Source organism: Kordiimonas sp. (assembly GCF_048264555.1).
In the GTDB taxonomy this organism is placed as follows: Bacteria; Pseudomonadota; Alphaproteobacteria; order Sphingomonadales; family Kordiimonadaceae; genus Kordiimonas.
The window spans coordinates 385,885-409,501 of record NZ_JBLXCX010000003.1 but is presented as its reverse complement, the minus strand read 5'-3'; the positions used below and the strand labels follow the sequence as shown (position 1 = coordinate 409,501).

The window sequence follows — 23,617 nt, the reverse complement described above, 5'->3', positions numbered from 1 at the left end:
AGAGGCTTAAGGAAAAACGCATGAATATTCAGTTTGCTTTGGGCGCGCTCTTATAAGCCCATCCTCAGGAAAGAATGGCGCTCGTGTGGCGGTATGGGGGCGGGGGTGCCTCAATGGCGCATGGCGGGTTTTTTACTGCTCCCCGGCAGGCTATATTTTTATGGTTTCTTTATAAAAGCAGCACATGCACTTATGAGGCGGGTAGGTTTACACGCAAGCGGTCAGTCGTCTGTGAAACGAACACCGGTTTGGGCTTTGGTATTCACACGCAACTCAAAAACATCGGGGCGGCTATAATGCCCGTCGGTGTCGAGCGTTAGGCAGGCTTCGCGCTGGCGCGTCATATCAACCGTGCCGTAAAGGATACCTGCTTCGCCATAAAGCGGGTCTGTAATATAGCTGCCGTCAGCAGCGATAATGGCGCTGCCGCCGTCATGGATAAGGGTGTTTTCGTCACCGGGCATCGACTTGAGCATGGCTTCGGCTTTTGGGGCATCCACACCAAGTGAGCGGAAACCACTCAGGATATCAGCTTTGGTCATAACGGAGCCCGCTGCGGCGACGGCGCACCGCCCCTCAAAAGCATAGTGCCGGCTGGCAACCTGATGCATGTCCTTGACGATAGGCCACTGGGCGATATGGATAGCCTCACCGCGCGCATGCATGGCTGCGCGTGCAAGCGGCATCCAGTGTTCCCAACAAATCAGGCTGCCAAGGGTGCCAAAGGGTGTTTCAACCGCTGCGAGGGTCGAACCGTCCCCCATGCCCCACACCAACCGCTCCGTATAGGTTGGTATGAGTTTGCGGTGCGGCGCTGGTGCATCCGCTCCGGGGCTGAAGGTGAAGGTGGTGTTATAGAGTGTGTTGCCCGCGCGTTCATGACTGCCCATCACAATATAAGTGCCGGTGTCGTCAGCAAGCGCCTGAAGGCGTTTGAGGTGTTCGTCCCCTTGCACCACTGAATTTTCAGCCAGAATGCGGTATAGCGCTTTTGCGCCGTCATCATCCCAAAGGGCCGCGTCAGGTGCAAAGTCAAGCCATATGGGGTAGCCCGGCAACCAGCATTCGGCAAAAGCGATGATGTTGGCGCCGCCATCTGCGGCTTTACGGATATGGGTTTCCGCAGCATCCACGCTGGCCTTGAGGTTCAGGAAAACCGGTGGTTCTTGTACAATCGCGAGGGTTGGGTTGGTGCTCATAGATGTCTCTTAGGTCCATTCACCCTCAGTAGGGATGTTGAGAACAACACCGCAATGTTTGCAGTGCACAGCGTCCGGGTCATGGCGGCTCAGGCCGCAGCTTTCGCACGAATGTTTTACCTTGGGGGGCTTGAAGATGGTCTGCACAAGCCGCAGGAAGAGGGCGACGCCAAACACCATGATGATAACAGCCACCATGCGGCCGAGCGTGTCGTCCATCGTAATGTCGCCAAAACCAGTGGTGGTGAGCGTGGCGACCGTGAAATAAAGCGCATCCAGATAGTTGGTGATGGCGGGGTTGCGGCCTGCCTCAAGCACATACACAACCGCCGTGATCACAAAGATAAAGATGGCGAGGTTCACGCTCGACTGGATGATCTGCTCATGGTCGCGAAACCAGCTGAACTCCTGCCTGAGCGCGCGCAACATATGGTAGGAGCGCATGAGCCTGAGCATGCGCACAATACGCAGGAAGCCGAGATTGTCGAAAAATACCGGCGCGACGAGCGAGAAAATAACCACCACATCGGCCAGCGTATCAAACTTGAGGAGGAAGCGTCCTTTCCCTTTGGTGATGGCAAGCCTTGCCGCAAACTCAAGCACCAGCAGAAAAGCAATGGCGAAGTCGAGAATGCGAACAAAAAGGCCAGCTTCCATCATGGAAGAGACGATGAAAAACCCGATGGTAACAAGATCGAACGCCAGAAGCGCCAGACGAAAGCGATGGGCGTTTTTGTCATGGCCAAAATAGAGCGATCTGATTTTTTCTTTCACCCGCGCATCCCCCGCACTGCCAGTTTTGAGAGCCCACCCTGCCAAATTGCCCCCAAGACATCAAGCGCCAGTGTGGGGGAGCAGGGTAGGGGGTGCGGTAATCACTTCCATTATATTAGGAAAGCGTTAACCGGAGGCCGGGCATACTGACCATAACGATTGGATGGTCCTGATGCTTGAGAGTTTTGAGCCCTTCCTCGCCTATTGGCAAACCTTGCGGGGAGTGGAGATGCTGCCGTGCCGTGAAGATTTTCACCCCATTCAGGTGAAGGACTTCATGGGCCGAATTGTTATTGTGGAGCGGCTCAGCACCTCTCACTTTCAGGTGCGCCTCGTGGGCACGGAAGTGGTTGAGCGCCTGGGGCATGACCACACAGGCGAAGATTTCCTTTCCCTTCTTGATGGGCCTGAAGAGCGCGCGGTTCGCCTTGCGCTTTTTAATGCCATGCTCGACCAGCCCATGGGCATGTGGGGCAACCGTGAGGTGATCACCAATAAGGGCACCTATATCGCGCATTTCCTCCAGCTTCCTATCCGGCACAAAGCCAGCCATGCGGGCGAATTTTTCAATGTTTTTGACTTTGACCAGAGCCTTGTTGCGGTATCTGGCGCTGAGTTCAAACGTTTCGGAAAGCTTGTGAGCTTTGGCCTCATTGATATCGGGGCCGGGGTTCCAGAAGCTTATCAGCACCTTGGGGTTACATCCCTCGTTCACTAAAGCGTGCAGGGGGCTGGACCTCGCGCAAACTCCCACTATGATCACACCATTCGTCTATCAGATAGACTTGGACATTTAGACAAGGGAGCCACGCATGTATGTGCTGCGTTCTGTCGCCCTGGTACTGGCGGCGCTTTGGGCTGTATCGGGCGCATCTTTCGCGAACGATGCCGACCCGATCATTATTTACGATACCCAGTTCCATCCGGAATATGCCCGGAACGGCATGGTGGTTTCGCAGGAATATTATGCGAGCCAGGCGGGGCTTGAGATTTTGCGTGCGGGCGGTAACGCCATTGACGCCGCCGTTGCAACGGGGTTTGCGCTGGCGGTGACGCACCCGCAAGCCGGTAACCTTGGTGGCGGTGGGTTTTTCCTCGCTTACATCAGGGAAGAGGACCGCGTGATCGCGATCGATTACCGTGAGATGGCACCGTCTGCCGCGCACCGTGACATGTTCCTCAATGAAAAGGGCGACGTGGATAATGCCAAAGCCCGCTTCAGCCTGCATGCGAGCGGCGTACCCGGCACCGTGATGGGCCTGACAACCGCGCTTGAGAAATATGGCACGCTGCCGCTTGCACAAGTGATGGCACCTGCCATTCGCCTCGCCGGTGAGGGTTTCCCGATGACATGGGGGCTATATGACAGCCTTGGTCGGTACCAGAAACGCCTGAAGGCTGATCCCGTTAGCGGCAAGAATTATTTCAAGGCGGATGGCAGCCGCTATGCACCGGGAGAGATATTCAAGCAGCCTGACCTTGCGACGACCCTGCGTCTGATCGCGGAAAACGGCGCGAAAGGTTTTTATGAAGGGCCGGTTGCGGACAAGCTTGTGGCTGCGATGCAGGCTGGCGGCGGCATCATGACCCACGAAGATCTCAAGAACTATAAAGCGGTTGAGCGGGAGCCGATCTTCGGCACCTATGACAACTACAAGGTTGCCACCATGCCGCCACCATCCTCGGGCGGTGTGCATGTGATTGAGATGCTTAATGTGCTTGAAGACTGGGACCTGAAGTCGCTGGGCCACAATAGCGCGGCTTATATTCACCGCCTTACCGAGACGATGAAATACGCCTATGCGGACCGCTCGAAATATCTGGGTGACCCGGACTTTTTTCCGGTGCCAGTGAAGGGCCTGACCAGCAAAGAGTATGCGGATACCATCCGGGCCAAGATCAACCTTGAAAAGGCAACCCCGTCAACCGAGATTGGGCCAGCGCCTTCACTGCCGGATGAAAGCCACGATACCACGCATTTCTCTGTGGTTGATAAGGCGGGCAACATGGTGGCTAACACTTATACGCTTAACTTCACCTACGGTAACGGCAAGTCTGTGACAGGCGCGGGTTTCCTTCTCAATAACGAGATGGATGATTTTTCTGCCAAGCCTGGCACGCCAAACGCCTTTGGCCTTCTGGGTGGCGAAGCCAACGCAATTGAGCCGGGCAAACGGCCGCTCAGCTCCATGACGCCAACGCTTCTCTTCAAGGATGGCCAGCCCTTTATGGCAACAGGTAGCCCCGGTGGCTCCACCATCATCACCGTTGTGTTGCAGTCTGTGCTGAATGTCATGGAATTTGACATGAACGTGAAAGCCGCGATCTCTGTGCCGCGTATCCACCACCAGTGGTTTCCGGACAGGTTGGCTATGGAGCCGGGGCACTCGGTAGACACACGTCGTCTTCTCGGGGCCATGGGCCATCAGGTGAAGATGGGTGAAACCGATGCGTGGGATGGCGTGTTGGGCTCCGCTCAGTCGATCATCCTGGCGCCAAACGGTATTATCATGGGGGCCGCGGACCCAAGGCGTCCGGGTTCAACCGCTGCGGGGTACTAAGCCGTACCAGCTTAACACCGAGACAAAGAAAAAGGCCACCAGCATCGCTGGTGGCCTTTTGTGTGTTTTCAGGTCCGGTTGGCTTATTCAGCCTGTGCCGGTGCCTCTTTCGGGCCAAAGCCAAGCATGCGTTTGATGCGAAGCTTCAGGCCTGAGAAGAAGAGGCCCAGATCGTCGCCAACTGCATAGAGCGCAGGCACCATCAACAGCGTTACGAAGAAGGCGATCAGTACCCCTGATGCCAAAGCCACAACGATTGGCTTCAGGAAAGCGGCCTGGATAGAGCGTTCCATCATCATCGGCACAAGGCCCACAAATGTGGTAACCGTCGTCAGCATGATCGGACGGAAGCGGGCAACGCCAGCCTCCAGTATGGCTTCCTTGGGTGACAGGCCGCGCTCGCGCAGCTTGTTGCAATAATCCACCAGTACGAGGTTGTCGTTCACCACAACGCCTGCGGCGGCCGCAACACCAAAGTAGCTGAAGATTGCCATCGTCATGTCCACAGCGAAGTGACCATAGATCGCACCAGCAAAAGCATACGGCATCGCAATCATGATGGAGATAGGCTGCCAGTAGCTCTTGAAGGCGATTGCCAGCATCATATACATGACAAAGAGCGCCATACCGTAAAGTTTCAAAACATCAGCGATAAAGCGGGCTTCACCTTCAGCCTGACCGATAGAACCCCGGATGATGCCTGGGTACTTCTTCTCCCACTCAGGGAAGAAGTTTGCGTTCAGGTCTTCCATCACCTCTTCACGGATGTTCTCTTTCATGTCAGCACTGACACGTGCCGCACGGTTACCGTTCCAGCGCTGGATGCGCTTGATGCCTGGGGCATATTCAAGCTCAGCCACTGCCATCAGCGGTACTTCACGGCCATCAGCTGTGCGAACACGGAAGTCTTGTAGGCTTTCGATCGAACGGCGGCTTTCACGGGGGTAGCGAACCATGACTTTTACGTCCTGGCCACCCCGTGGGATGCGCTGAACTTCTTCACCATAATAAGCCTGACGAACCTGACGGGAAACATCCGCAAGGGTGAGGCCAAGCTTTTCCGTGCCGGGCTTGAGGGTGATGCGGATCTCTTCCGATGCACCTTCAAGGTTGTTGCGCACGTCATAGAGGGCTTCAAAGGTCCGGAGCTTGTCCTCAAGTTCGCCCACAGCTTCACGCAGGAGCGCGAGGTCAGGGTGACGAACGGAAAGTTCAAAGCCAGGATCGTTGTTGCCTTGGGTGTAGCGAACAGACACTTCCTTCGCGTCAGGAATATCACCGATCAGCTCACGCAGACGGATAGACGCATCCTTGGCAGACATGTCCCGCACTTCTGGCGGCGCAAGCTTCACGATAGCCAGTACACTGTCCCGGCGGGAGCGTGTGTACCAGTTCTCGATCAACTGGCCTTCACCGCCTGTACGCTCATTCACCTCTTCAACAAGCTGGCGTTCGCCTTCCTGAAGTTGAGCGAGAATATCAAGCGCACGGGTATAGGACGCGCCTTCAGGCAGAACCACGTTCACGGTGATCTCGTCTGATTCGATATCAGGCATGAAGCTTTTCTTCACATAACCGACGCTGAAGAGGCCAAAGGCCACGATCAGAACAGCGATGAAGATGCTGAGCGTCAGATACCGGCGCTCAACCGCCCATGTACCGAACCGGCGGTAGTGACGCTGTGCGAAGTTGGTGATGCCGTTTGCGATGCCTTTTTGCAGATGACCAAAACGACCGAGCTTTTCGCGCGGCTTAAGGTGTGCAAGGTGCGCAGGCAGGATCATGAGTGATTCTACAAGCGAGAAGGCAAGGGCTGTGATCACCACCCAGGTGATGTGACGGGTAAACTCAGACGTGGAACCGTCCAGGAATACCCACGGCAGGAACGCGATGATCGTGGTAAGAACCGCGAAGATAACAGGCTTGGCTACAAGCTGGGTGCCAAAGACCGCAGCAGTAATGCCGCCACCTGTTTTCTGGCTTTCTGTGTGGATACTTTCCCCCACGACGATGGCGTCATCAACCACGATACCCAGCACCAGAAGGAAGGCGAAGGTTGAAAGCATGTTGATGGAGATGCCAAGCGCAGGCAGGAAGATGAAGGCACCCGCATAAGCGGTCGCGATACCGATAGATACCCAGAAAGCGACTTTGGGCCGCAGTGTGAGCATCAATACGATCACCACCAGAATAAGACCATAGAAGGCGGAGCCGCCAATGGTTTCCATCCGGCTTTGGAAAGCTTCGTTATTGTCTGTCCACAAAGTCAGTTTCGCGCCCGCTGGCAGGCTTTCCTGACGTTTGGCGATCCACTCGTTGATTGAAGCTGACGCGGTGACGATATCCATGCGCTCGGTTGACATAACCTGCAAGAGCACAGCGGGTTCGCCGTTCAGCGTTGCAAGGATTTCATTGTCTTCAAAACCGTCAACCACAGTCGCAACATCACCAACGCGGATGGTTGCACCGTCGTCGGTTTGACGCACGATAATGTCGGAAAAGTCTTTTTCAGTATCCGCGAGGTTGCGCGCTGTAATCTGGTACTCACCCGCTTCCGTACGCACAGACCCGCTTGATGTATTAAGAGAGTTGGTGCGGATCACGCTGGCAACGTCAGCGAAGCTCAGGTTGTAGCGGCGCAGGGACTCTTCAGAAACCTCGATAGAGACCTCTTCGCGGCGCACACCAAACAGTTCCACAATGGATACCGCTTCAAGCTGTGCAGCTTCGCGGCGCAGCTTCTCAGCCAGCCGTTTCAGTTCACGCTCACCAAGATCACCATGAACAGCGATACGGATAAACTCATCCCGGTTTACCCATTGCTGGACCCGGGGCGGTTCAATATCGCTTGGAAAGCTTGAGATGGAATCAACGCGGATTTTTACGTCGTTCATGAACTGGGTGAAGTCTACGCTCTGTTCGGCGAGAATATAAACCTGCCCGCCACCCTCACCAGAGGAGGAGCGAACCCATTCGATGTTATCAAGGTCACGAACCGATTCCTCGATCCGCGCAACGATTTGCTCTTCCACCTCTTGTGGGCCAGCACCCGGCCAGCTTACAGAGATTTCAAGCCCTGGAAAACGAACCTGTGGGTCCATCTCCCGTTCCATCGATGAGAAACCTGCAAGACCGGCCAGGAAGATACCAACCATCAGCAGGTTGGCAGCAACAGAATTGCGTGCCCACCATTCGATCAACTTATTCATGATTGCCTCCCTTAGCGCGATGCGCTGTCAAGATCGTTCCGGGCGCTGCGGGTAATTGGCACGGCGGCCATACCATCATGTGCGCCACGTACTGGCGATGTTACCACTTGTTCGCCGGGCTCGACACCCGATGTCACGATAACCTGTTCAGCCGATGTGGAAAGAACATTCACCGTGCGGATCTGAAGCTTTTCATCAACGATGACATAAACCTTGTCTTCGCTTCTGAGAGCATCACGCGGCATAACAAGCGCTTGCTGTGGCACCACACCTGCAATCTCTGCTGAGACAAACAGGCCTACTGCCAGTGGCATGCCCTGGTCGGCTGCGCGGTCATACGGGTCCTCAATTTCGGCAACTGCGTACATCAGGCGGGTTTGTTTATCCACCGATGCGTGGGTGCGGACAATACGACCCTGCCACACATGATCTTCACCACCGAGGCTCGCGCGGAGTGCGACGGTCGGGGCGTTGTCTTTATCGGCAACAAAGCCGATGGGGAGGTTAAGTTCTGTCAGCTGGCGGTCAGTCAACGGCAGGCGTACTTCAACCTTGTCGGTTGCGAACACGCGGCCAAGCTTGGCGCCAACATTTACATATTGGCCAACACCAGCGGTGCGCTCAAGAACACGGCCCTTGAAAGGTACCTTGATCTGAGTACGGGAAAGGTTGAGTTTTGCGTTGTCGAGGTCAGCTTCTGCGGCGCGCAGTTTTGCTTGTGCTTCGGCAACCTGCGGCTGGTTGAGAGCAAGCGGTGTAGGCTCACCATCTTTCACCCAGTCCTGCCACTGTTTGCGCTTGATGCGGGCGTCTGCCAGTTCCTGCTCAAGCTTCACTTTAGCTTCGGCAAGGCGGGCTTCCGCGCTGGTCACAGCAAGCTGGTAATCTGAATCTTCAATCTGGATCAGCGCTTCATTCGGGGTGAACCCGGCGCCCTCAGCAAAAGAATCGGAGATTGAAACGATGCGGCCTGATACCTGCGGCACAAGGTCAATCTCGGTTTTGGGGCGAACTTCGCCCTGTGTCCTGACGGAAAGCCGAACGTTTTCGGACCGGACATCATCCACATAAAGGGATACCGGACGCGGTGCTTCTTCTTTCTTTTCAGGGGCTTCTTTGGCAGCGCTGAGTGCCATAACGGACCCAACCCCAGCCGTCAGCACCAAGATAGGTGCGACAAACTTAAGTATTTTCCTCACTGTCATCCTCGCGTTTGTTATGTGACTTATGTCACTTTTTACCGTGGCTTATGCCACTTTTACTTATAGGAAAACCTATATATCAACTCTATATAGTTGTCACGAATTTATTTTAAAGTGGCCGGGGCTTTGGCGATGCACAATAAACCAACGATATAAGGTTTCTGTGGGCAGGTGTGGTCGTTTCGGCATTGCTTTTTCTTCGTGTGATCCTATGATTTCAGCGACTTGTTGGCGACTGGGGTAGAATCGGGGAAATAGTCTTGGGTAAAGGGGGCCAATCCTTGGCGAAAATAAGGGTCGAAAATACCGGCACCACGGCGCTTCTGAATGCGCTGGCCGAAGGCGTGATGGTGCGTGCGGGCGACCGGTTCATTTTTGTCAATCAGACAGCACTCGACATGTTCGCCTATCCGGGCACGATGGAAGAATTTCTGGATGAGCCCGTATCACGCTGGGTCCATGTGGATGATCAGGCGCTGGTTCAGGAAAATTACGACAAGCGCATCCGGGGGGAGGACGCTGAACAGAATTACGAGTTGCGCCTTTTGCGGGCAGACGGCGAAACCCGCTGGGTGTCGTGCCGGGCCAATGCGATAGAGTGGGACGGTGAGCCTGCCGTTGTTGCCTGTGTGTATGATATTACCGAGCAGCTAGAGGAAAAGCGCGCGTTTGAGCGGGCTGAAAACATCTTCCGCAATATCTTCCGCCTCACACCAGAAGTGATGCTGATTTCCGGCTTGACGGACGGCAAGATCATTGATGTGAACCCGGCGTTCCTCAATATGTTTGGCCGCCGCCGGGATGAGGTTATTGGCCACACGACACAAGAACTGGACATATGGGCTGACCCAACCTTCCTCGGGCGGTTTGTTGAAGAGCTGAAGATGACAGCCTCCATGACCGATGTGCCTACCACCGTAAAAACACGCGGCAATTTGATCCGGCATTTTCGCATTTTCGCGCAGAAGATTGACCTCCAGGGCGAACCCATGCTGCTGCTGATCGGCCGGGATATCACGGAGGATCTGGTGCAGGCGCAAGAGCTGCAGCGCTCCAAGGATACGGCCGAGCTTGCCAACCGCGCGAAATCCGAATTTCTCGCCAATATGAGCCATGAGCTCAGGACACCGCTGAACGCTATTCTTGGTTTTGCTGAAATCTTGCGGGACGAGATGGTCGGCCCGATTGGTAACCCGCGCTACAAGGAATATGCGCAGGATATCCATGAAAGTGGCACGCATCTGCTCTCGATCATCAATGACATTCTTGACCTCTCCAAGGTGGAGGCCGGGCGGCTTGAGGCGTATCTCACGTGGATCAACCCGCTTGAAAGCCTTGAGATGTGCATGACCCTTGTGCAGCAGCGCGCTTTTGAAGCTAGCCTGTCGCTTGAGCATCAGTTTGACCGTACAGTGCTTATTGAAGCAGATGAGCGGCTGGTGAAACAAATCGCGCTCAACCTGCTTTCAAACGCTATCAAGTTCACTGAGCCCGGCGGCAAGGTCACCATGAAACTGGAGAAAACCGGCAACGGTGGCCTCTGCCTAAGCGTGACCGACACAGGCATTGGCATGACAGCGGAAGAGATCAAGATCGCCAAACGTCCCTTCGGGCAGGTGGACAGCAGCCTGAGCCGCCGCCATGAAGGCTCTGGTCTTGGCCTGCCGCTCGTGTCAGCCTTCTCGGAGAAGCTGAACGCGACCATGACAATCGACAGCCGCCCCGGTGTTGGCACCCGTGTCAGCATCATGTTCCCGCCCTTCAAGGTGAAAACACGGGAAGATGATGGCGAGTAGGGGGTAGCTTATATCCTTGCCGTTCGCTTTAGGCTTATCAGTAAACAGACGGCCTAGCCTGTCAGGCGTTATTCTTTTTCCCGCGCGACCGCGCGCCAGCCGATATCCCGGCGGCAAAAGCCGTCCGGCCATGTGATGGTATCAACGGCTTTATAGGCTTTGGCCTGTGCTTCGGTCACGCTGCCGCCTGTAGCGGTCACGTTCAGCACCCGTCCGCCGGTTGCCAGCAGCTTGGCATCCTGCCGTTTGGTGCCCGCATGGAACACATGCGCACCGGTGGTTTTTTCAGCCGCAGAAATATCGCTGATCTCGGTGCCTTTGTTGTAGGCGCCGGGGTAGCCCTTCGCGGCCATCACGACCGTGAGCGCCACATCGTCCGACCATGTTGCGGTCTTGCCGATCAGCTCCCCTTTGGCTGCAGCCATCAGAAGCGGCACGATGTCTGAGGTCATGCGGGTCATCAGCACCTGGCACTCTGGGTCGCCAAAGCGGCAGTTATATTCGATCAGTTTCGGGCCTGCGTCTGTGATCATCAGCCCTGCGAAAAACACCCCCTTATAGGGGTGGCCCATGTCTGCCATGGCCTTCACGGTGGGTTCAATAATCTCAGCCATCACCCGCTCGCACAGCGCGTCGGTCATCACAGGCGCAGGGGAGTAGGCGCCCATGCCGCCGGTGTTGGGGCCGGTATCGCCTTCGCCCACAGCCTTGTGGTCTTGCGCTGTGGCCAGCGCGAGGGTGTTCTGGCCGTCTGAAAGCGCAAAGAAACTGGCTTCTTCACCGGTCATGAACTCTTCCACCACCACTTCCGCGCCTGCGTCACCGAAGCTGCCGGCGAACATGTCGTCAATGGCGCTGTGTGCTTCCGCAACCGTTTGCGCGATGATCACGCCTTTGCCAGCGGCGAGGCCATCGGCTTTCACCACAATCGGTGCGCCTTGTTCGCTCACGTAGGCTTTTGCGGCCTCAGCGCTATCGAACCGGCCATAAGCTGCTGTCGGGATGCCGTATTTCGCGCAAATATCCTTGGTGAAACCTTTTGACCCTTCAAGCTGGGCACCGCCTTTGGTTGGCCCAAAGGCCAGAATGCCTTCCGCTGTCAGGTCATCAACAAGGCCAGCAACCAGCGGTGCCTCAGGGCCCACCACAACAAAATCAATCTCCATCTCGCGGCAGAAGTTGATCACGGCGTCGTGGTTGCTCGCGTCCAGCTCAACACAGGTGGCAACATCGCCAATCCCGCCATTGCCGGGCGCGCAGTAAAGCATTTCTACGAGCGGGCTTTGGGCGATTTTCCAGGAAAGGGCGTGTTCGCGGCCACCGGAGCCGAGCACGAGAATATTCATATTTTTTCACCTGTCACGTGGCGGGTTGCTTGAAGGCTGCCCCCTTGTATCATAGGTTCCTGTTCACTCAAGGGAGAAGTGCGCGATGCGACAATCTGGGTTAAGGATCAGCCATGTCAGATAACTGGCCGGACATGCCAGGCGATGATGCGCCTTCAGGCAGCAATGCCCATGAATTTACGGTGTCTGAACTATCAGGCGCTCTCAAGCGCTCGGTTGAAGACAGGTTTGGCCATGTGCGTGTGCGGGCGGAACTGTCCGGCGTCAAACGCGCTGCGTCAGGTCATGTGTATTTCTCCCTCAAGGATGATAGCGCGGTGCTCGATGGTGTGTGCTGGCGCGGTAGCGCCCAACGCCTCGCTTTTGTGCCCGAAGATGGCCTCGAGGTGATCTGTACTGGCAAGCTGACAACCTACCCAGCCCGGTCCAAATACCAGATGGTGGTGGAGCATATGGAGCCGGCGGGCGCCGGTGCCCTGATGGCGCTTCTTGAAGAGCGCAAGAAAAAGCTGGCCGCCGAAGGCCTGTTTGATGCTGAGCGCAAACGCCCGATCCCCTTCCTGCCGAAAGTGATCGGTGTGGTGACATCCCCCACGGGGGCTGTGATTCGCGATATCCTGCATAGGCTCAGTGACCGTTTCCCACGGCATGTGCTGGTGTGGCCCGTACTGGTGCAGGGGGAAGGCGCTGCCGCACAAGTCGCGGCCGCGATCAAGGGTTTCAACGCCATTGACGGCAAGGGTGCAATGCCGCGCCCTGATGTACTGATCGTGGCACGGGGCGGTGGCTCAATCGAAGACCTGTGGGCATTTAACGAAGAAGTGGTGGTGCGCGCCGCAGCAGAAAGCGATATTCCGCTGATCTCAGCCGTGGGGCACGAGACAGACACCACGCTGATTGACTATGCGTCAGACCTCAGGGCACCAACCCCGACCGGTGCGGCAGAGAAAGCTGTACCGGTGCGGGAAGACCTGCGTTTCACAGTCGCGGACCTGGGCCGAAGGCTTGAGGGCCAGCGCATGCTTATGGTGCGGGACAGGCAGGAACGCCTGACCGGTCTTGCACGTGGGCTTCCGAGCCCCAAGGATATCCTTGGCCTCGCACAGCAGCGCTGGGATGACCTGTCTGAGCGCTTGCCGCGCGGGTTGATGGCTGCGGCGCAGATCAAGTCAGCGCAGTTGAACCGCCTTGTGGGCGGCTTAAGCGCTGGGCGTCTCAAGCAGCTTGCGGCTTATCGGGGCGAACAGCTTGAAGGTACCTCAAAGCGGCTGAACCCGGCCTATGGGCGGCGGCTTGAGGATTTGGCTGCACGATTGCAGGCCTCGGGGCGCATGCTTGATAGCCTTTCCTATGAGCGCGTGCTTGAGCGGGGGTATGCGCTGGTGGAGGATGCTGGCGGTACCCCTGTGACCAAGTCGGCGCAGTTGAAGGCAGGTGACGCTGTGTCTGTGCGCTTCTCAGACGGGGTGCGCGGTATGCAGGTGCAGGATGGTGAACTGCCGCCGCCTGCGGCACCTACACCGCCAAAGGCAAAAAAGGCGGCAAAACCCAAGCCAAAACCCGAACCCAGAAAAGATGAGAGGCAAGGTAGTCTGCTATAGCCGTTGCCGCAATTTTGCCGCCTTGTTTATGAAGATGATGTGCATGAAATTTATACCAAAAATCCTGATCACCCTTCTCTTTGTTACGGCGTCGCCTGCCATGGCGGTTGAGCTGTCTGGCACACCGGCGCAAGGCGGCATGGTGTGGGGGGTAACTGAACCGGGTGCTGTGGTAACGCTGGATGGGGAAGCCATCATGGTGGGGCCAAACGGCAATTTTGTGCTGGGTTTTGGGCGTGACGCGGGTGCGAGTGCTGAACTAGTGATTACCCATGTTGGTGGTGCTCGTGAAACACAAACCATCACTATCAAGGATCGGCATTTTTATATTGAGCGTGTTGATGGCCTGCCACCCAAAACCGTGACGCCCCCGCCGGAGTGGCAGGAGAGGCGCGCGCGGGAGACCGGCATGGTGCGTGAAGCACGCTCGCATCTCACAGGGGCCCTTGATTGGCTCAAGGGTTTTGTTCGCCCGGCGGAAGGTCGTTTCTCAGGCTTTTATGGCAGCCAGCGTATTTTGAACGGCCAGCCACGCAGCCCACATTACGGCCTTGATATCGCGGCGCCCATTGGCACGCCCATTGGGGCGCCAGCCGCAGGCATCATACGCCTCGCAGTACCGGATTTCCTGCTGGAAGGCGGTATTGTGATCATCGACCATGGTTTTGGTGTTACCTCAACGCTCTTTCACATGAACAGTGTAGACGTGAAGGTGGGCGATACGGTAGAGCAGGGACAACAGATTGGTACGGTTGGCAAAAAAGGGCGTGCGAGCGGCCCGCATGTGGATTGGCGGGTAAACTGGCGAAATGTCAGGCTTGATCCCATTTTGTTGATTGAACCTGAGCCCATGCGGGCACCATTTTAGGATAGGGTAATGAAACAATTTATTATTGGCGCGTTGATGGTTGGCGCTTGTGCGCCTGCGGCTCTGGCCCAGGACAGCGGCAGCTCTTTCAGCTTTGATGGATACCTCGGTGTGGTTAGCGACTACCGCGACCGGGGCCTGACCCTGTCTGACAAGGACCCGGCTGTGATTGCCTCCCTCGGGCTATATCACGACAACGGCCTTTATGTTGGCGCGAGCGCAGGCAGTATCAGTGAAGCTGCGGGCGGTGACGCGAAAGCAAGCGTGTTTGCCGGTTACAGCTTTGATGCGGGTGATTTTATCTATGACCTGTCGGTTGAGCTTGATAGCATTCAAGGCAATGACGCGAAATATTACCCTGAAATTAGCGCATCGGTATCCCGCGATTTTGGCCTGGCCTTTATCCGCACCGGGGCCGTTTATGCGCCTGATGGCCGCTGGAGCGCACCAAACACGGATAGCTTTTACATCTACACAGATGTTGAGGTGCCAGTGCCAACCATGCCTGAGCTGACGATTATTTCTCGCCTTGGCTATGACATGCGGCAAAACCGTGCTGACTTGTGGGATTATGCCATCGGGCTTTCAGCCTTCATTGATGTAGTGGAATTTAGCATCATGTATGAAGACAGCTCGCTCGATCAGGCGATCGGTGGTGGTGCCATCCTTGGCGGTATCAAGCTCTATTTCTAGGTCCTGACCTGCTAGGCCGTTGGTGCCCCGCTTCCCCTTCATTATCCTTGCTTGCCGCAGCTTCTTCCGCCGTGACTTTGCGCTCAGCCGGGAAGGTAAGGATCACAAGCGTGCCCATGCGCTTGATGGAGCGCACTTCAAGGCTACCGCCATGCAGTTCCATCAGGCTTTTTACGAGTGGCAAGCCAAGCCCTGTGCCTTCATGAGAGCGGGTTGCGGTGGTGCCAGCCTGCCCAAATGGCAAGAGCGCGATTTCAAGCTCGTCTGGTGACATGCCGATGCCATTGTCCTCAACCTCTATAACGACGTCTTCATTATCCATCTCATAGACACGGCAGGTGATCTCCCCACCGTTTTCCGTGAATTTGCTGGCGTTGCTGAGGATGTTGAGGAGGATCTGCTTGCAGAGCCGGGTATCCGCCTTCAGGTGCGGTACGCGCGGCGGCACGTTTATCTTCAGGGTAAGGTTTTTCGGTGTGATGCGCGGTGCCATAAGCTTGCTCAGGTCACCAAGAAGCTGCTTCAGATCAACGATCTCATCCCGCACGATCAGCTTGCCGGATTCCACCTTTGAGAGATCAAGAATATCATTGATGATATCAAGAAGAAGCCTGCCGCTTTCATTGATATGCCCGACATAGTCGCCATATTGTTTGGCTCCCAGTTCCCCAAAAACGCGCTGTTCCATCATCTCGGAAAAGCCAAGGATGGCGTTAAGCGGTGTTCTCAGTTCATGGCTCATGTTGGCAAGAAACTCTGATTTGCTTCTGTTGGCCATATCTGCCGCGTGTTTGCTGCGGGCCAGTGCGCGATTGTGTTTGCGCATGATGAACACGAGCGCAACAGCGCCCGCGATGACGAAGAATGTGAGGATCAGGAGCAGGCGTTTGTTTGACGCTTCGGCCACTCTGAGCGCTTCTTCTGTGCGCTGTTTTTCAATCAGGGTTACAATGCTGGAGCGGAGATCAGTCACGCTCACCTGAAAGCTTTCAAACTGATCATCCAGAAGGCCACGCCGAGCTTTGTTGAGAAGCTCAAAACCTTCCTTGTAGCGACCTTCGGCAGCTAGAATATAGGCTTCGGTTAACTGATCATCAGCGTCCGAGATAACGAGCTTGAAATCCGGGTATTTTTCATATTGCTCAAGCACGATCTGGCGATATTTGCGGGCTTCCTCGGCGTTACCTTGCCGCGCGTAACCAATGGCCAAAAGGTCATAGAGCTCAACGTCAAAGCTTGGTTCGCCCTCGAAATCATTGAGAGCTTCATGAGCGAGAGCGATGCAGTCAGCGTAGCGCTCTTCGTCATACGCGATCCAGGCAAGGCCGTAGAGCGCATAATAGCGCCCTTCCAGATGCCCGGTTTGTGTCAGTACCGCCGTAAGGGCCTCATAATATTTGCGGGCAAGGGCATTCTCATCGATATCGTTGAGGGAGGACGCGATATTGAAGAGGATAGTTTCACGGTCGAGCGCGATTTTGGCGCGCCGCGCGACATCCAGCGCCTTGGTGTAGTTCTCAACGATCTCATCAACCTCGCTCACGCCGGTGTATATATAGGCAAGGGTAAGGTAGGCCGTCATGCGCATCTTCTCCCCCTCAGCGCTGTCAGGCAGTTCGGCAACGCTTTGGGTCATGGCCAGCAGGCCTTCAAGCATATTACCGAGCTCTGGCCCAAGGGCGGCAAGGGAGGAGCGGGCGAAAAACTGATCGGTAGTGCTACCGCGCGCTTCCGCGAGCGTGAGGGCTTCCTGTATTTTGCTTTCCGCGTTTTTGATGCTGCCTGCGATATAGTCAATCTCCGCGAGGCCAAGCATGCCGTAAACCTGCAGGCTGATGTCATGGCGCTTTTCACCAAGGGCAATGGCCTCAGCGGCCATAGGCTCCAGGCCCTCCACCACGCCCGTGTCGATATGATAGAAGATGACATCTTTGAGGAGAGGCCCGCGTGCTTGCTCATTGGTGGTGGTTGCCAGCATTTCCCTAAGCGTTTTGAGCCGCAGGTGGGCGTCAAGGCCGCTCGCGTCTATGAGGCTGGGCAGCAGGGCTTCCGCGCGGGTGCGGGCATCGTCGCTGAGCTTGGTTGCTGCAAAAGCGGGGTAGGTGGCGGCGAGAAGGAGCGCAAAGGCAAACGCATTCCGCATCAGTCGGCTTGCAGCACCTTTTAGCATATAACCACGTGTCCTTCCCTGAACCCGGACCCCAAGCTCAACTATATTCCACAAAAGCAACCAAACGGCAATGCGCACGGTAACGTTGCGGTATATTTCTCAAGTCGGCACAAGCACCTACGCGCTCATGGCGTTTTATGCCGCAACGTGGCGCCACTCCGCCAAAGCCGGTTCAACCCGTTCCATGATAGACGGCACCAGCGCCGGGCAACTGGCCACAATATGGTCATGAAGAGGCCTTTTGCGGTTGAACACCAGGCCTTTCCCGGTGCCGGTGGTAAGCGTGCCGCCCGCTTCCGCGATGATGAGGTCTGCCGCCGCCACATCCCAATCGTTTTTCGGGCGCAGGGTCACGCAGCAATCAAACTGGCCATCCGCGATCTGACAGATACGGAGGGCGATGGAGTTGGCCTGTTCCGTGTGCATGCTGTCCGGCCACGGGGTAGGCCAGAGCTTCTTGGCCTTGAAGGCGGACGGGTCGCCCATCATGCGGGCAGCGTCCAGATTATTCTGGTCTGATACCTTGATCGTGAGGCCGTTTTTGGTGGCACCGCGGCCGGTTTCCGCAAAATAGAAGGCGTTTTTCACCGGCGCGTAGAATGCAGCGATCACTGGTTTCTGGTCTTGCACCAACGCAACCGAGATGCCCCAGTCGTCACCGCCCGCGAGAAACGCCCGGGTGCCGTCGATGGGGTCCACGATCCAGAGCCTGCCGCAGCGCAGGCGGTCTGAATGGTCTTCGGTTTCCTCAGAAAGCCAGCCGTAGCCGGTGCGGTTTTGCATCAATGTGGTGCGCAGAAACTCGTCCACAGCCATATCGGCTTCGGATACCGGGTTGTTGGGGGATTTATCCCACGTGTGGATATCACGCGCGAAATAGGAAAGCGCGATCCGGCCTGCTTCTTCGGTCACCCGCCGCACGAGGCGGACATCGTCTGCCAAACTCCAGGGGCAGGTGCTTTCATCAAACGGGTCGGCGCTATTGCTCACTCTGGTCTCTCACCCTTACTCCGGCACGCGCATATGGCCTTCTCAGGCGCCTGCGATGGTCATGCCGTCAACGCGTATGGTTGGCGCATTGCTGCCATACCGGAACTCAAGGTCTGATGCTGGCACAAGATGCCTGAACATTTCCTTAAGGTTGCCCGCGATTGTAATTTCGCTAACCGCCCCTGCGATCTGGCCGTCCTTGATGCGGAAGCCTGCCGCGCCCCGGCTATAGTCGCCAGTGACACCGTTCACGCCCATGCCGATCAACTCGGTCACATAAAGGCCGTCCTTGATATCGGCCATCAGCTCGGCGGGCGATTGTGCGCCCGGCGTCATATAAAGGTTGCTGGTGCTGATGCCGGGTGCCGACGAGGTGCCGCGGCTGGCGTGGCCGGTTACCTCAAGGCCAAGCTGTTTGGCGGCGGCTGCGTTCAACAGCCATGTTTTCAGCACACCGTCTTCAACAAGATTGCATTTGCCAACACGCACGCCTTCACCGTCAAAGAGGCGCGAGGAAAGCCCGCGTGTGATCAGCGGGTCGTCGGTGATGGTCACACCGGGGGCGAAAATGGCTTCGCCCATTTTGTCTTGCAGGAAGCTGGAACCACGCGCCACGCTCATGCCGTTGATAGCGCCGGTAAAGTGCCCGATAAGCGAGCGCGAGACCCGGGGGTCAAACACCACCGGCAGCTTGCCGGACGGCATGCGCTCAGGGCCCAGCCGTTCTACCGCGCGGCGGCCCGCCTCAGTGCCAACCCATGTGGCGCTTTCAAGGTCTTCAAAATGCCGGGCGCTCGTGAACTCATAATCCCGTTCCATACCGGTGCCTTCTCCCGCTACGGCGGAGGAGGAGACTGAGAAGCTGCTGCCCTGATAGTGACCGCTGAACCCGTGGCTGGTTACGAGCGAGATGGCCCATGATGATGCGCTCGCACCTGCGCCTGCGGAATTGGAGACCCCTTTAACGGCGCGGGTTGCTTCTTCCGCCTCGCGGGCGAGGTCCGTGAGTGTTTCCGCGCTCACGTCCTTGTCGTCAAACAGGTCCAGCTCTGCAAAGCCACCTTTATGCAACCGGTCTTCAGGGGCGAGGCCGCAATAGTCATCGTCCGGCACTGCCTTTGCCATGGCGATGGTGCGCTCAACAAGGGCCTTCAGGTTCGCTTCGCGGCGGTCGCTGGTGGAAACCATCGCCTGTTTGTGGCCAATCATCACCCGGAGGCCAATATCTTCGCCCTCGGAGCCTTCCACGTCTTCCAGTTTGCCTTCCCGCCATGACACCCCGCGCGAGCGGGCATCCACAGCAACAGCGTCTGCGGCGTCCGCGCCTGCTTTTGCCGCTTTGGCGACAAGGTCGGAAAGAAGGTCGAGCGTGTTGTTGGCCATGAAGTATCCTGAAGTTTGAATAGGGAAAATGCTTGCGCGCCAATAAGCCATAGTTGGCGCGCCTATTCAATACCGCTCTCTAGCCCATTGTGCTGAATTTGGCGTGCGGCGCTATTCGAGATGCTGTTCAAAAAACGCAAGGGTGCGGGCCCAAGCCAACTCCGCCGCATGAGCGTTATAGCGCGGTGTGGTGTCGTTATGGAAACCATGGTTCGCGCCTTCATACATGTGCATCTCATAGTCTTTGGCGTTTGCTTTGAGGGCGGCGGCATAAGCCGGCCAGCCCGCATTTACCCGCTCGTCCAGCTCCGCCAGATGAATGAGAAGCGGGGCCTGAATATTGGGCACGTCTTCTTCGTCTACACCGCCACCATAAAAAGGCACCGCTGCCTTCAGCGTCGGCATTTTGGCGGCCAAGCGGTTTGAAACGCTGCCCCCAAAGCAGAAGCCCACACAGCCCACATTGCCTGTGGTGGCCTCATGGTTTTGAAGATAAGTGACAGCAGCGGCGAAATCCTCGACCATTTCTTCACGGTCCCGCTCGCGCTGCATTACCCGGCCATCATCGTCATTGCCGGGGTATCCACCAAGCGGGAACAGCGCGTCGGGCGCGAGAGCTACATAACCGGCGATGGCAACCCGCCGCGCCACATCGCGGATATAGGGGTTTAGCCCCCTGTTTTCATGGATGACCACAACGCCCGGCTTTTTCATGGCCGCTGACGCATCCTTCGGCATCACCAGATAGCCCATCATATCACCCGCGCCCTGAGGGGAGGGGTAGGGGATATCTTCCCCCACGATACGCTCATCATCAGGTTTCACCTGTTCCGCGAGCGCATAGTTGGGCAGCAACTGGTCCATCAGGGCCGCGGTTGTCAGGCCGCCAACCGCATAGTTGCCAAGCTTCTCCATGAAAGCCCGGCGGGACATCAGCCCGTGGGCATATTTGTCATATAGGTCCAGGGCCCCTTGTGGTGGTGTGCTGTGGTCATATGGCATGCGTTGTTCTCCCCATCTCCAAGCGTTGGAGCTATTGTGCAGTGGCGTGCGGTGAAGGCAAATAAATTCCCGGTGATGAGGGCTTGGTCAACTTCATGCTTTCAGACGCATGTGGCATCGGATATCAAACAGCCTGAGAGGACAGGCGATGGTTATCGATATTATCAAGGCTGAAGAACAGCACGCGCGGTTGCTGCCGGGTATTGAGCGGTCAGCGGGGGAGGGTTTCCTGCATGTACCCGGGTATGAATGGATCGCCTCCGATGATGTGATGACCGTCGGTGCGCACCTCAAGCTCATTCACAAGGGAACAGTGTGGGTCGCGCGCGGCGCAGACGATCACCTTTGGGGGTTTCTGAGCGCGGAAGCCTTTGAGGACGCATTACATATCTGGGAAATATCCGTCCACCGGGACGCACAGGGGCAGGGCATAGGCCGTGCGCTGATGCATGGGGCGGAAGGCTTTGCGGTGCAAGAGGGTTTGCAGGCGGTAACGCTAACCACCTTTCGCGATGTGCCCTTCAATGCGCCTTACTATGCACGCCTTGGCTATGAGGTGTTGGAAAGCCCTGCGCTTGACGCTCGCCTAAGGGCTGTTTTGGCCGATGAGGCCGCCGCGGGGCTTAGCGCCGATAGCCGCTGCGCGATGATCAAATACCTCTAACTGCCGTGTTGGTGGACTTATCTCGCGACCTCAGCCGGTGTTTCAAGTCGGGCGAGAGATGTCTCCAGCGTTTTGAGGAAAACCGGTGTTTTGGTCGCCACCGTTGTTTCGTTCAACTGGGCCAACTTTAGCCAGCTTTCCTGTGCCGCGTCATGTTTGCCGGCAGCGTTCAACTGGTCACCATAGAAGAGGTACAGCTCGCCCGCATAATCCAGAACATTGTGCGCACGGGCATAGCTAGTATCCTCCGCTTCAAAAGCAGCAACGGCGGAGGCGGTGAGCGTCAAAGCCTCTCCGGCCCTGCCTCGTGCTGCAGCCAGTTTGCTTTTCAACAAACCTATCTTGTGGGCGGTAAGGCGGCGGCTGATGCGCTGGTTGTCAGCCTTTAGCGCCCGGGATATCTGATTATCGGCGATACTGAGCGCTTCTGTAGCGGTGGTGAGATCCCCGGCCAGCAAGGCAGTTTTGGCATAGTCGTGGTAGGCGGTGGCGGAGTCCGCGAGCCACATGATGTTTGCGGGGTCCTTTTTTGTCAGCGTGTCAAAGTCTTGAGTAATTTTGAGGAGGGTGCGCAGAGCGGTCGCGTCAGATGTGCCCGCGAGCCCATTGGTTCGCACCATCTGTTGCCGGGTCATGGCGGCGCGGCGAATGATTTTAAAGTTGGTGGGAGCCTTTGCCAGCGTGCTTTCGTATAGCTCAAGACGTGCCTGAAGTTTGACGAGCGCCTCATCATACTGGCCAACCGCTAAATGGGTCATAGCAGAATGAAAAAGGCTGCTGGCGAGATCAGTCTTCTTCATGTCATTTTCTGGATCACTCGAAAGAATTTCCTGCCTTAAGATCAAGCTCTTTCGGCACTGGTCGAGCGCTTTTTCCGCATTTGCCAAGGGCACAGCGTTTAGCGTGCAAAGCGTAGCCAGGATATCCGCCATCAACTCCTTGCGTCCATCGACCTGTTCTGCCAAGGGCAATTCACTTTCCGGGGCGAAGGGCAGGTTTACAAATTTCTCGGCCACCTTCAGGCGATATTCGTGCTCTGCGACAGCGTGTTCATACTCGCCGCGCCGTTGGGCCAGATATCCGGTGAAAAACAGGGTGGTTGCAAAGCCGCTAAGCGCTTCTCTGCTATCGGGGTTGCTGAGGTAGAGTTCCTCCGCAATCACCCGCGTTTTCCTGAATATCTCTGCCGCTCGGTCCGTTTCACCGCGCCGTTCGAGGGCTTGCCCCAGCCTTAGGTTGGTTGGGATTATTAAGGCCAGTTGTTGCGCGCGGTTCTCTGAAAACTCTCTTTCGTTGAGAAAGGTGAGCAAGGTTTCTGACAGGTTCTCTAGCGATTCCAGGCTGCCGGCGGCGAGCAAGTCTTCGTATATGGTGAGCATCACAACGCGCATCAGTTGCTCGTTGTTGTCGAGATGCTGCGCGGCTTCGATGCTTTTTGCTTCAGCAAGCTTGAGGGAAGATTCCGCTTCAAGGCGGGCATTGCGCGCCTCATAGGCCAGCCCTCCCATAAGGGCCATGCCGACACTTGCGGCAATGGCAAAAGCCGTCAGTTTGCGTTGGCGGCGCTGGTTCTCGCGCCGGACAAGGTCGTTAAGCCCGATATTGAGCATGCCCGCGATCAGCTTCAGAAGTGCCTGACGTTCACCGTCACCTTCTTCGCGCGCATCAGCCGCCAAGCCCTCCGCCGCAAAACCGCTTTGTTTGCCTTCTTCGGTGAACTTGAGCTTCAGGGTTTCGGGGAAACATTCGTCATCTGGGTTGGAGGCAAATGGGATGCCATCAATGATCACACATAAAATGTTGCCGTCGCCCCGGATGCGCTTGAACTCGGCGATCTCGCGGTTCACAAGCTTGGATTTGGCGCTGGCGGGGGAGCAGACCACGATCAGATATTCAGAGGCTTCCAGCGCCTCGAAGATGCGGTCTGTCATATGGCCGGTGGCGGGTAGTTCGTCCCGGTCCCGAAAAATGCGGCCTAGTTTAGCGGGGGCAGCTATCTTTTTTCTGACATGGGACGGTAGCCGATAGCCTTCAAGTGCGCGCAAAAGCCAGGAGGAGAATTTGTCGTCCTTGTGGCTGTAGCTGATGAACGCTTTGTATTGAAACTCGTTTGTTACTACATGCTTACTCATGACACCCCCAAAGGTCATGTTTTGGCA

The 23,617-nt window shown here is 56.5% G+C and carries 17 protein-coding genes; 7 read left to right on the top strand and 10 right to left on the bottom strand.

Going from position 1 to position 23,617, the window contains the following annotated elements:
- Window positions 1-221 precede the first annotated feature (221 nt).
- Together ACN0XZ_RS11600 and ACN0XZ_RS11595 are read right to left on the bottom strand one after the other, a co-directional pair.
- A complete protein-coding gene (locus ACN0XZ_RS11600; protein ID WP_417457926.1) occupies window positions 222-1,199 on the bottom strand; it encodes a carbon-nitrogen hydrolase family protein in 978 nt (325 codons plus the stop codon).
- 9 nt (window positions 1,200-1,208) lie between these two features.
- Window positions 1,209-1,973, bottom strand: coding sequence for a potassium channel family protein (locus ACN0XZ_RS11595; RefSeq protein ID WP_417457925.1), 765 nt, complete (start codon window positions 1,971-1,973; stop codon window positions 1,209-1,211).
- Between the two features lie 172 nt (window positions 1,974-2,145).
- On the opposite strand from ACN0XZ_RS11595, the gene ACN0XZ_RS11590 reads away from it, so the two are divergent.
- Entirely contained in the window at window positions 2,146-2,691 is a 546-nt protein-coding gene (locus tag ACN0XZ_RS11590) for a PAS domain-containing protein (protein ID WP_417457924.1), read from the top strand.
- Between the two features lie 94 nt (window positions 2,692-2,785).
- A complete protein-coding gene (gene ggt, locus ACN0XZ_RS11585) occupies window positions 2,786-4,534 on the top strand; it encodes a gamma-glutamyltransferase (protein ID WP_417457923.1) in 1,749 nt (582 codons plus the stop codon).
- Between the two features lie 83 nt (window positions 4,535-4,617).
- On the opposite strand, the gene ACN0XZ_RS11580 is transcribed toward ggt, so the two are convergent.
- Window positions 4,618-7,743, bottom strand: coding sequence for an efflux RND transporter permease subunit (locus tag ACN0XZ_RS11580; RefSeq protein ID WP_417457922.1), 3,126 nt, complete (start codon window positions 7,741-7,743; stop codon window positions 4,618-4,620).
- A gap of 11 nt (window positions 7,744-7,754) precedes the next feature.
- Window positions 7,755-8,942 (bottom strand): efflux RND transporter periplasmic adaptor subunit, encoded by a 1,188-nt coding sequence (locus ACN0XZ_RS11575; RefSeq protein WP_417457921.1) that lies wholly within the window; start codon window positions 8,940-8,942, stop codon window positions 7,755-7,757.
- Between the two features lie 284 nt (window positions 8,943-9,226).
- Here ACN0XZ_RS11575 and ACN0XZ_RS11570 point away from each other — a divergent pair, with 284 nt between their 5' ends.
- A complete protein-coding gene (locus ACN0XZ_RS11570) occupies window positions 9,227-10,741 on the top strand; it encodes a PAS domain-containing sensor histidine kinase (protein WP_417457920.1) in 1,515 nt (504 codons plus the stop codon).
- Between the two features lie 68 nt (window positions 10,742-10,809).
- Here ACN0XZ_RS11570 and purD read toward each other — a convergent pair whose 3' ends face one another.
- Window positions 10,810-12,087 (bottom strand): phosphoribosylamine--glycine ligase, encoded by a 1,278-nt coding sequence (gene purD, locus ACN0XZ_RS11565; protein WP_417457919.1) that lies wholly within the window; start codon window positions 12,085-12,087, stop codon window positions 10,810-10,812.
- 113 nt (window positions 12,088-12,200) lie between these two features.
- Between purD and xseA the strand changes: the two genes are divergently transcribed.
- The 3 genes from xseA to ACN0XZ_RS11550 are packed head-to-tail and all read left to right on the top strand — an operon-like array spanning window position 12,201 to window position 15,249.
- Window positions 12,201-13,688 carry an exodeoxyribonuclease VII large subunit gene (gene xseA / locus ACN0XZ_RS11560; protein WP_417457918.1) on the top strand — a complete coding sequence of 496 codons (1,488 nt, stop codon included), beginning with the start codon at window positions 12,201-12,203 and terminating at the stop codon, window positions 13,686-13,688.
- 43 nt (window positions 13,689-13,731) lie between these two features.
- The gene (locus ACN0XZ_RS11555) at window positions 13,732-14,556 is read left to right on the top strand and encodes a M23 family metallopeptidase (RefSeq protein WP_417457917.1); all 825 of its coding nucleotides are present in this window, start codon (window positions 13,732-13,734) and stop codon (window positions 14,554-14,556) included.
- Between the two features lie 9 nt (window positions 14,557-14,565).
- On the top strand, window positions 14,566-15,249 hold the full coding sequence (locus ACN0XZ_RS11550; RefSeq protein ID WP_417457916.1) for a TorF family putative porin: 684 nt from the start codon (window positions 14,566-14,568) through the stop codon (window positions 15,247-15,249).
- Here ACN0XZ_RS11550 and ACN0XZ_RS11545 read toward each other — a convergent pair.
- From ACN0XZ_RS11545 to ACN0XZ_RS11530, 4 genes are all read right to left on the bottom strand, one after another.
- Window positions 15,233-17,419: an ATP-binding protein gene (locus tag ACN0XZ_RS11545; RefSeq protein WP_417457915.1), complete on the bottom strand. Its 2,187-nt coding sequence runs from the start codon at window positions 17,417-17,419 to the stop codon at window positions 15,233-15,235. The two genes, ACN0XZ_RS11550 and ACN0XZ_RS11545, sit on opposite strands and share 17 nt — an antisense overlap.
- A 135-nt stretch (window positions 17,420-17,554) precedes the next feature.
- On the bottom strand, window positions 17,555-18,409 hold the full coding sequence (locus ACN0XZ_RS11540; protein ID WP_417457914.1) for a 3'(2'),5'-bisphosphate nucleotidase CysQ: 855 nt from the start codon (window positions 18,407-18,409) through the stop codon (window positions 17,555-17,557).
- Between the two features lie 42 nt (window positions 18,410-18,451).
- Window positions 18,452-19,792 carry a TldD/PmbA family protein gene (locus ACN0XZ_RS11535; protein ID WP_417457913.1) on the bottom strand — a complete coding sequence of 447 codons (1,341 nt, stop codon included), beginning with the start codon at window positions 19,790-19,792 and terminating at the stop codon, window positions 18,452-18,454.
- 111 nt (window positions 19,793-19,903) lie between these two features.
- The gene (locus tag ACN0XZ_RS11530) at window positions 19,904-20,794 is read right to left on the bottom strand and encodes a dienelactone hydrolase family protein (RefSeq protein WP_417457912.1); all 891 of its coding nucleotides are present in this window, start codon (window positions 20,792-20,794) and stop codon (window positions 19,904-19,906) included.
- A gap of 148 nt (window positions 20,795-20,942) precedes the next feature.
- Between ACN0XZ_RS11530 and ACN0XZ_RS11525 the strand changes: the two genes are divergently transcribed.
- Complete coding sequence (locus ACN0XZ_RS11525; RefSeq protein WP_417457911.1) at window positions 20,943-21,458, top strand: GNAT family N-acetyltransferase; 516 nt, start codon at window positions 20,943-20,945, stop codon at window positions 21,456-21,458.
- Between the two features lie 17 nt (window positions 21,459-21,475).
- Here the strand turns inward: ACN0XZ_RS11525 and ACN0XZ_RS11520 are convergent, their stop codons facing one another.
- Window positions 21,476-23,590 (bottom strand): TIR domain-containing protein, encoded by a 2,115-nt coding sequence (locus ACN0XZ_RS11520; RefSeq protein WP_417457910.1) that lies wholly within the window; start codon window positions 23,588-23,590, stop codon window positions 21,476-21,478.
- Window positions 23,591-23,617: the final 27 nt, after the last annotated feature.

Coding starts and splice junctions, on each gene's coding strand:
- ACN0XZ_RS11600 (WP_417457926.1), bottom strand. CDS start 1,199: ATGAGCACCAACCCAACCCTCGCGATTGTACAAGAACCACCGGTTTTC.
- ACN0XZ_RS11590 (WP_417457924.1), top strand. CDS start 2,146: ATGCTTGAGAGTTTTGAGCCCTTCCTCGCCTATTGGCAAACCTTGCGG.
- ggt (WP_417457923.1), top strand. CDS start 2,786: ATGTATGTGCTGCGTTCTGTCGCCCTGGTACTGGCGGCGCTTTGGGCT.
- ACN0XZ_RS11580 (WP_417457922.1), bottom strand. CDS start 7,743: ATGAATAAGTTGATCGAATGGTGGGCACGCAATTCTGTTGCTGCCAAC.
- purD (WP_417457919.1), bottom strand. CDS start 12,087: ATGAATATTCTCGTGCTCGGCTCCGGTGGCCGCGAACACGCCCTTTCC.
- xseA (WP_417457918.1), top strand. CDS start 12,201: ATGTCAGATAACTGGCCGGACATGCCAGGCGATGATGCGCCTTCAGGC.
- ACN0XZ_RS11555 (WP_417457917.1), top strand. CDS start 13,732: ATGAAATTTATACCAAAAATCCTGATCACCCTTCTCTTTGTTACGGCG.
- ACN0XZ_RS11550 (WP_417457916.1), top strand. CDS start 14,566: ATGAAACAATTTATTATTGGCGCGTTGATGGTTGGCGCTTGTGCGCCT.
- ACN0XZ_RS11545 (WP_417457915.1), bottom strand. CDS start 17,419: ATGCTAAAAGGTGCTGCAAGCCGACTGATGCGGAATGCGTTTGCCTTT.
- ACN0XZ_RS11535 (WP_417457913.1), bottom strand. CDS start 19,792: ATGGCCAACAACACGCTCGACCTTCTTTCCGACCTTGTCGCCAAAGCG.
- ACN0XZ_RS11530 (WP_417457912.1), bottom strand. CDS start 20,794: ATGCCATATGACCACAGCACACCACCACAAGGGGCCCTGGACCTATAT.
- ACN0XZ_RS11525 (WP_417457911.1), top strand. CDS start 20,943: ATGGTTATCGATATTATCAAGGCTGAAGAACAGCACGCGCGGTTGCTG.
- ACN0XZ_RS11520 (WP_417457910.1), bottom strand. CDS start 23,590: ATGAGTAAGCATGTAGTAACAAACGAGTTTCAATACAAAGCGTTCATC.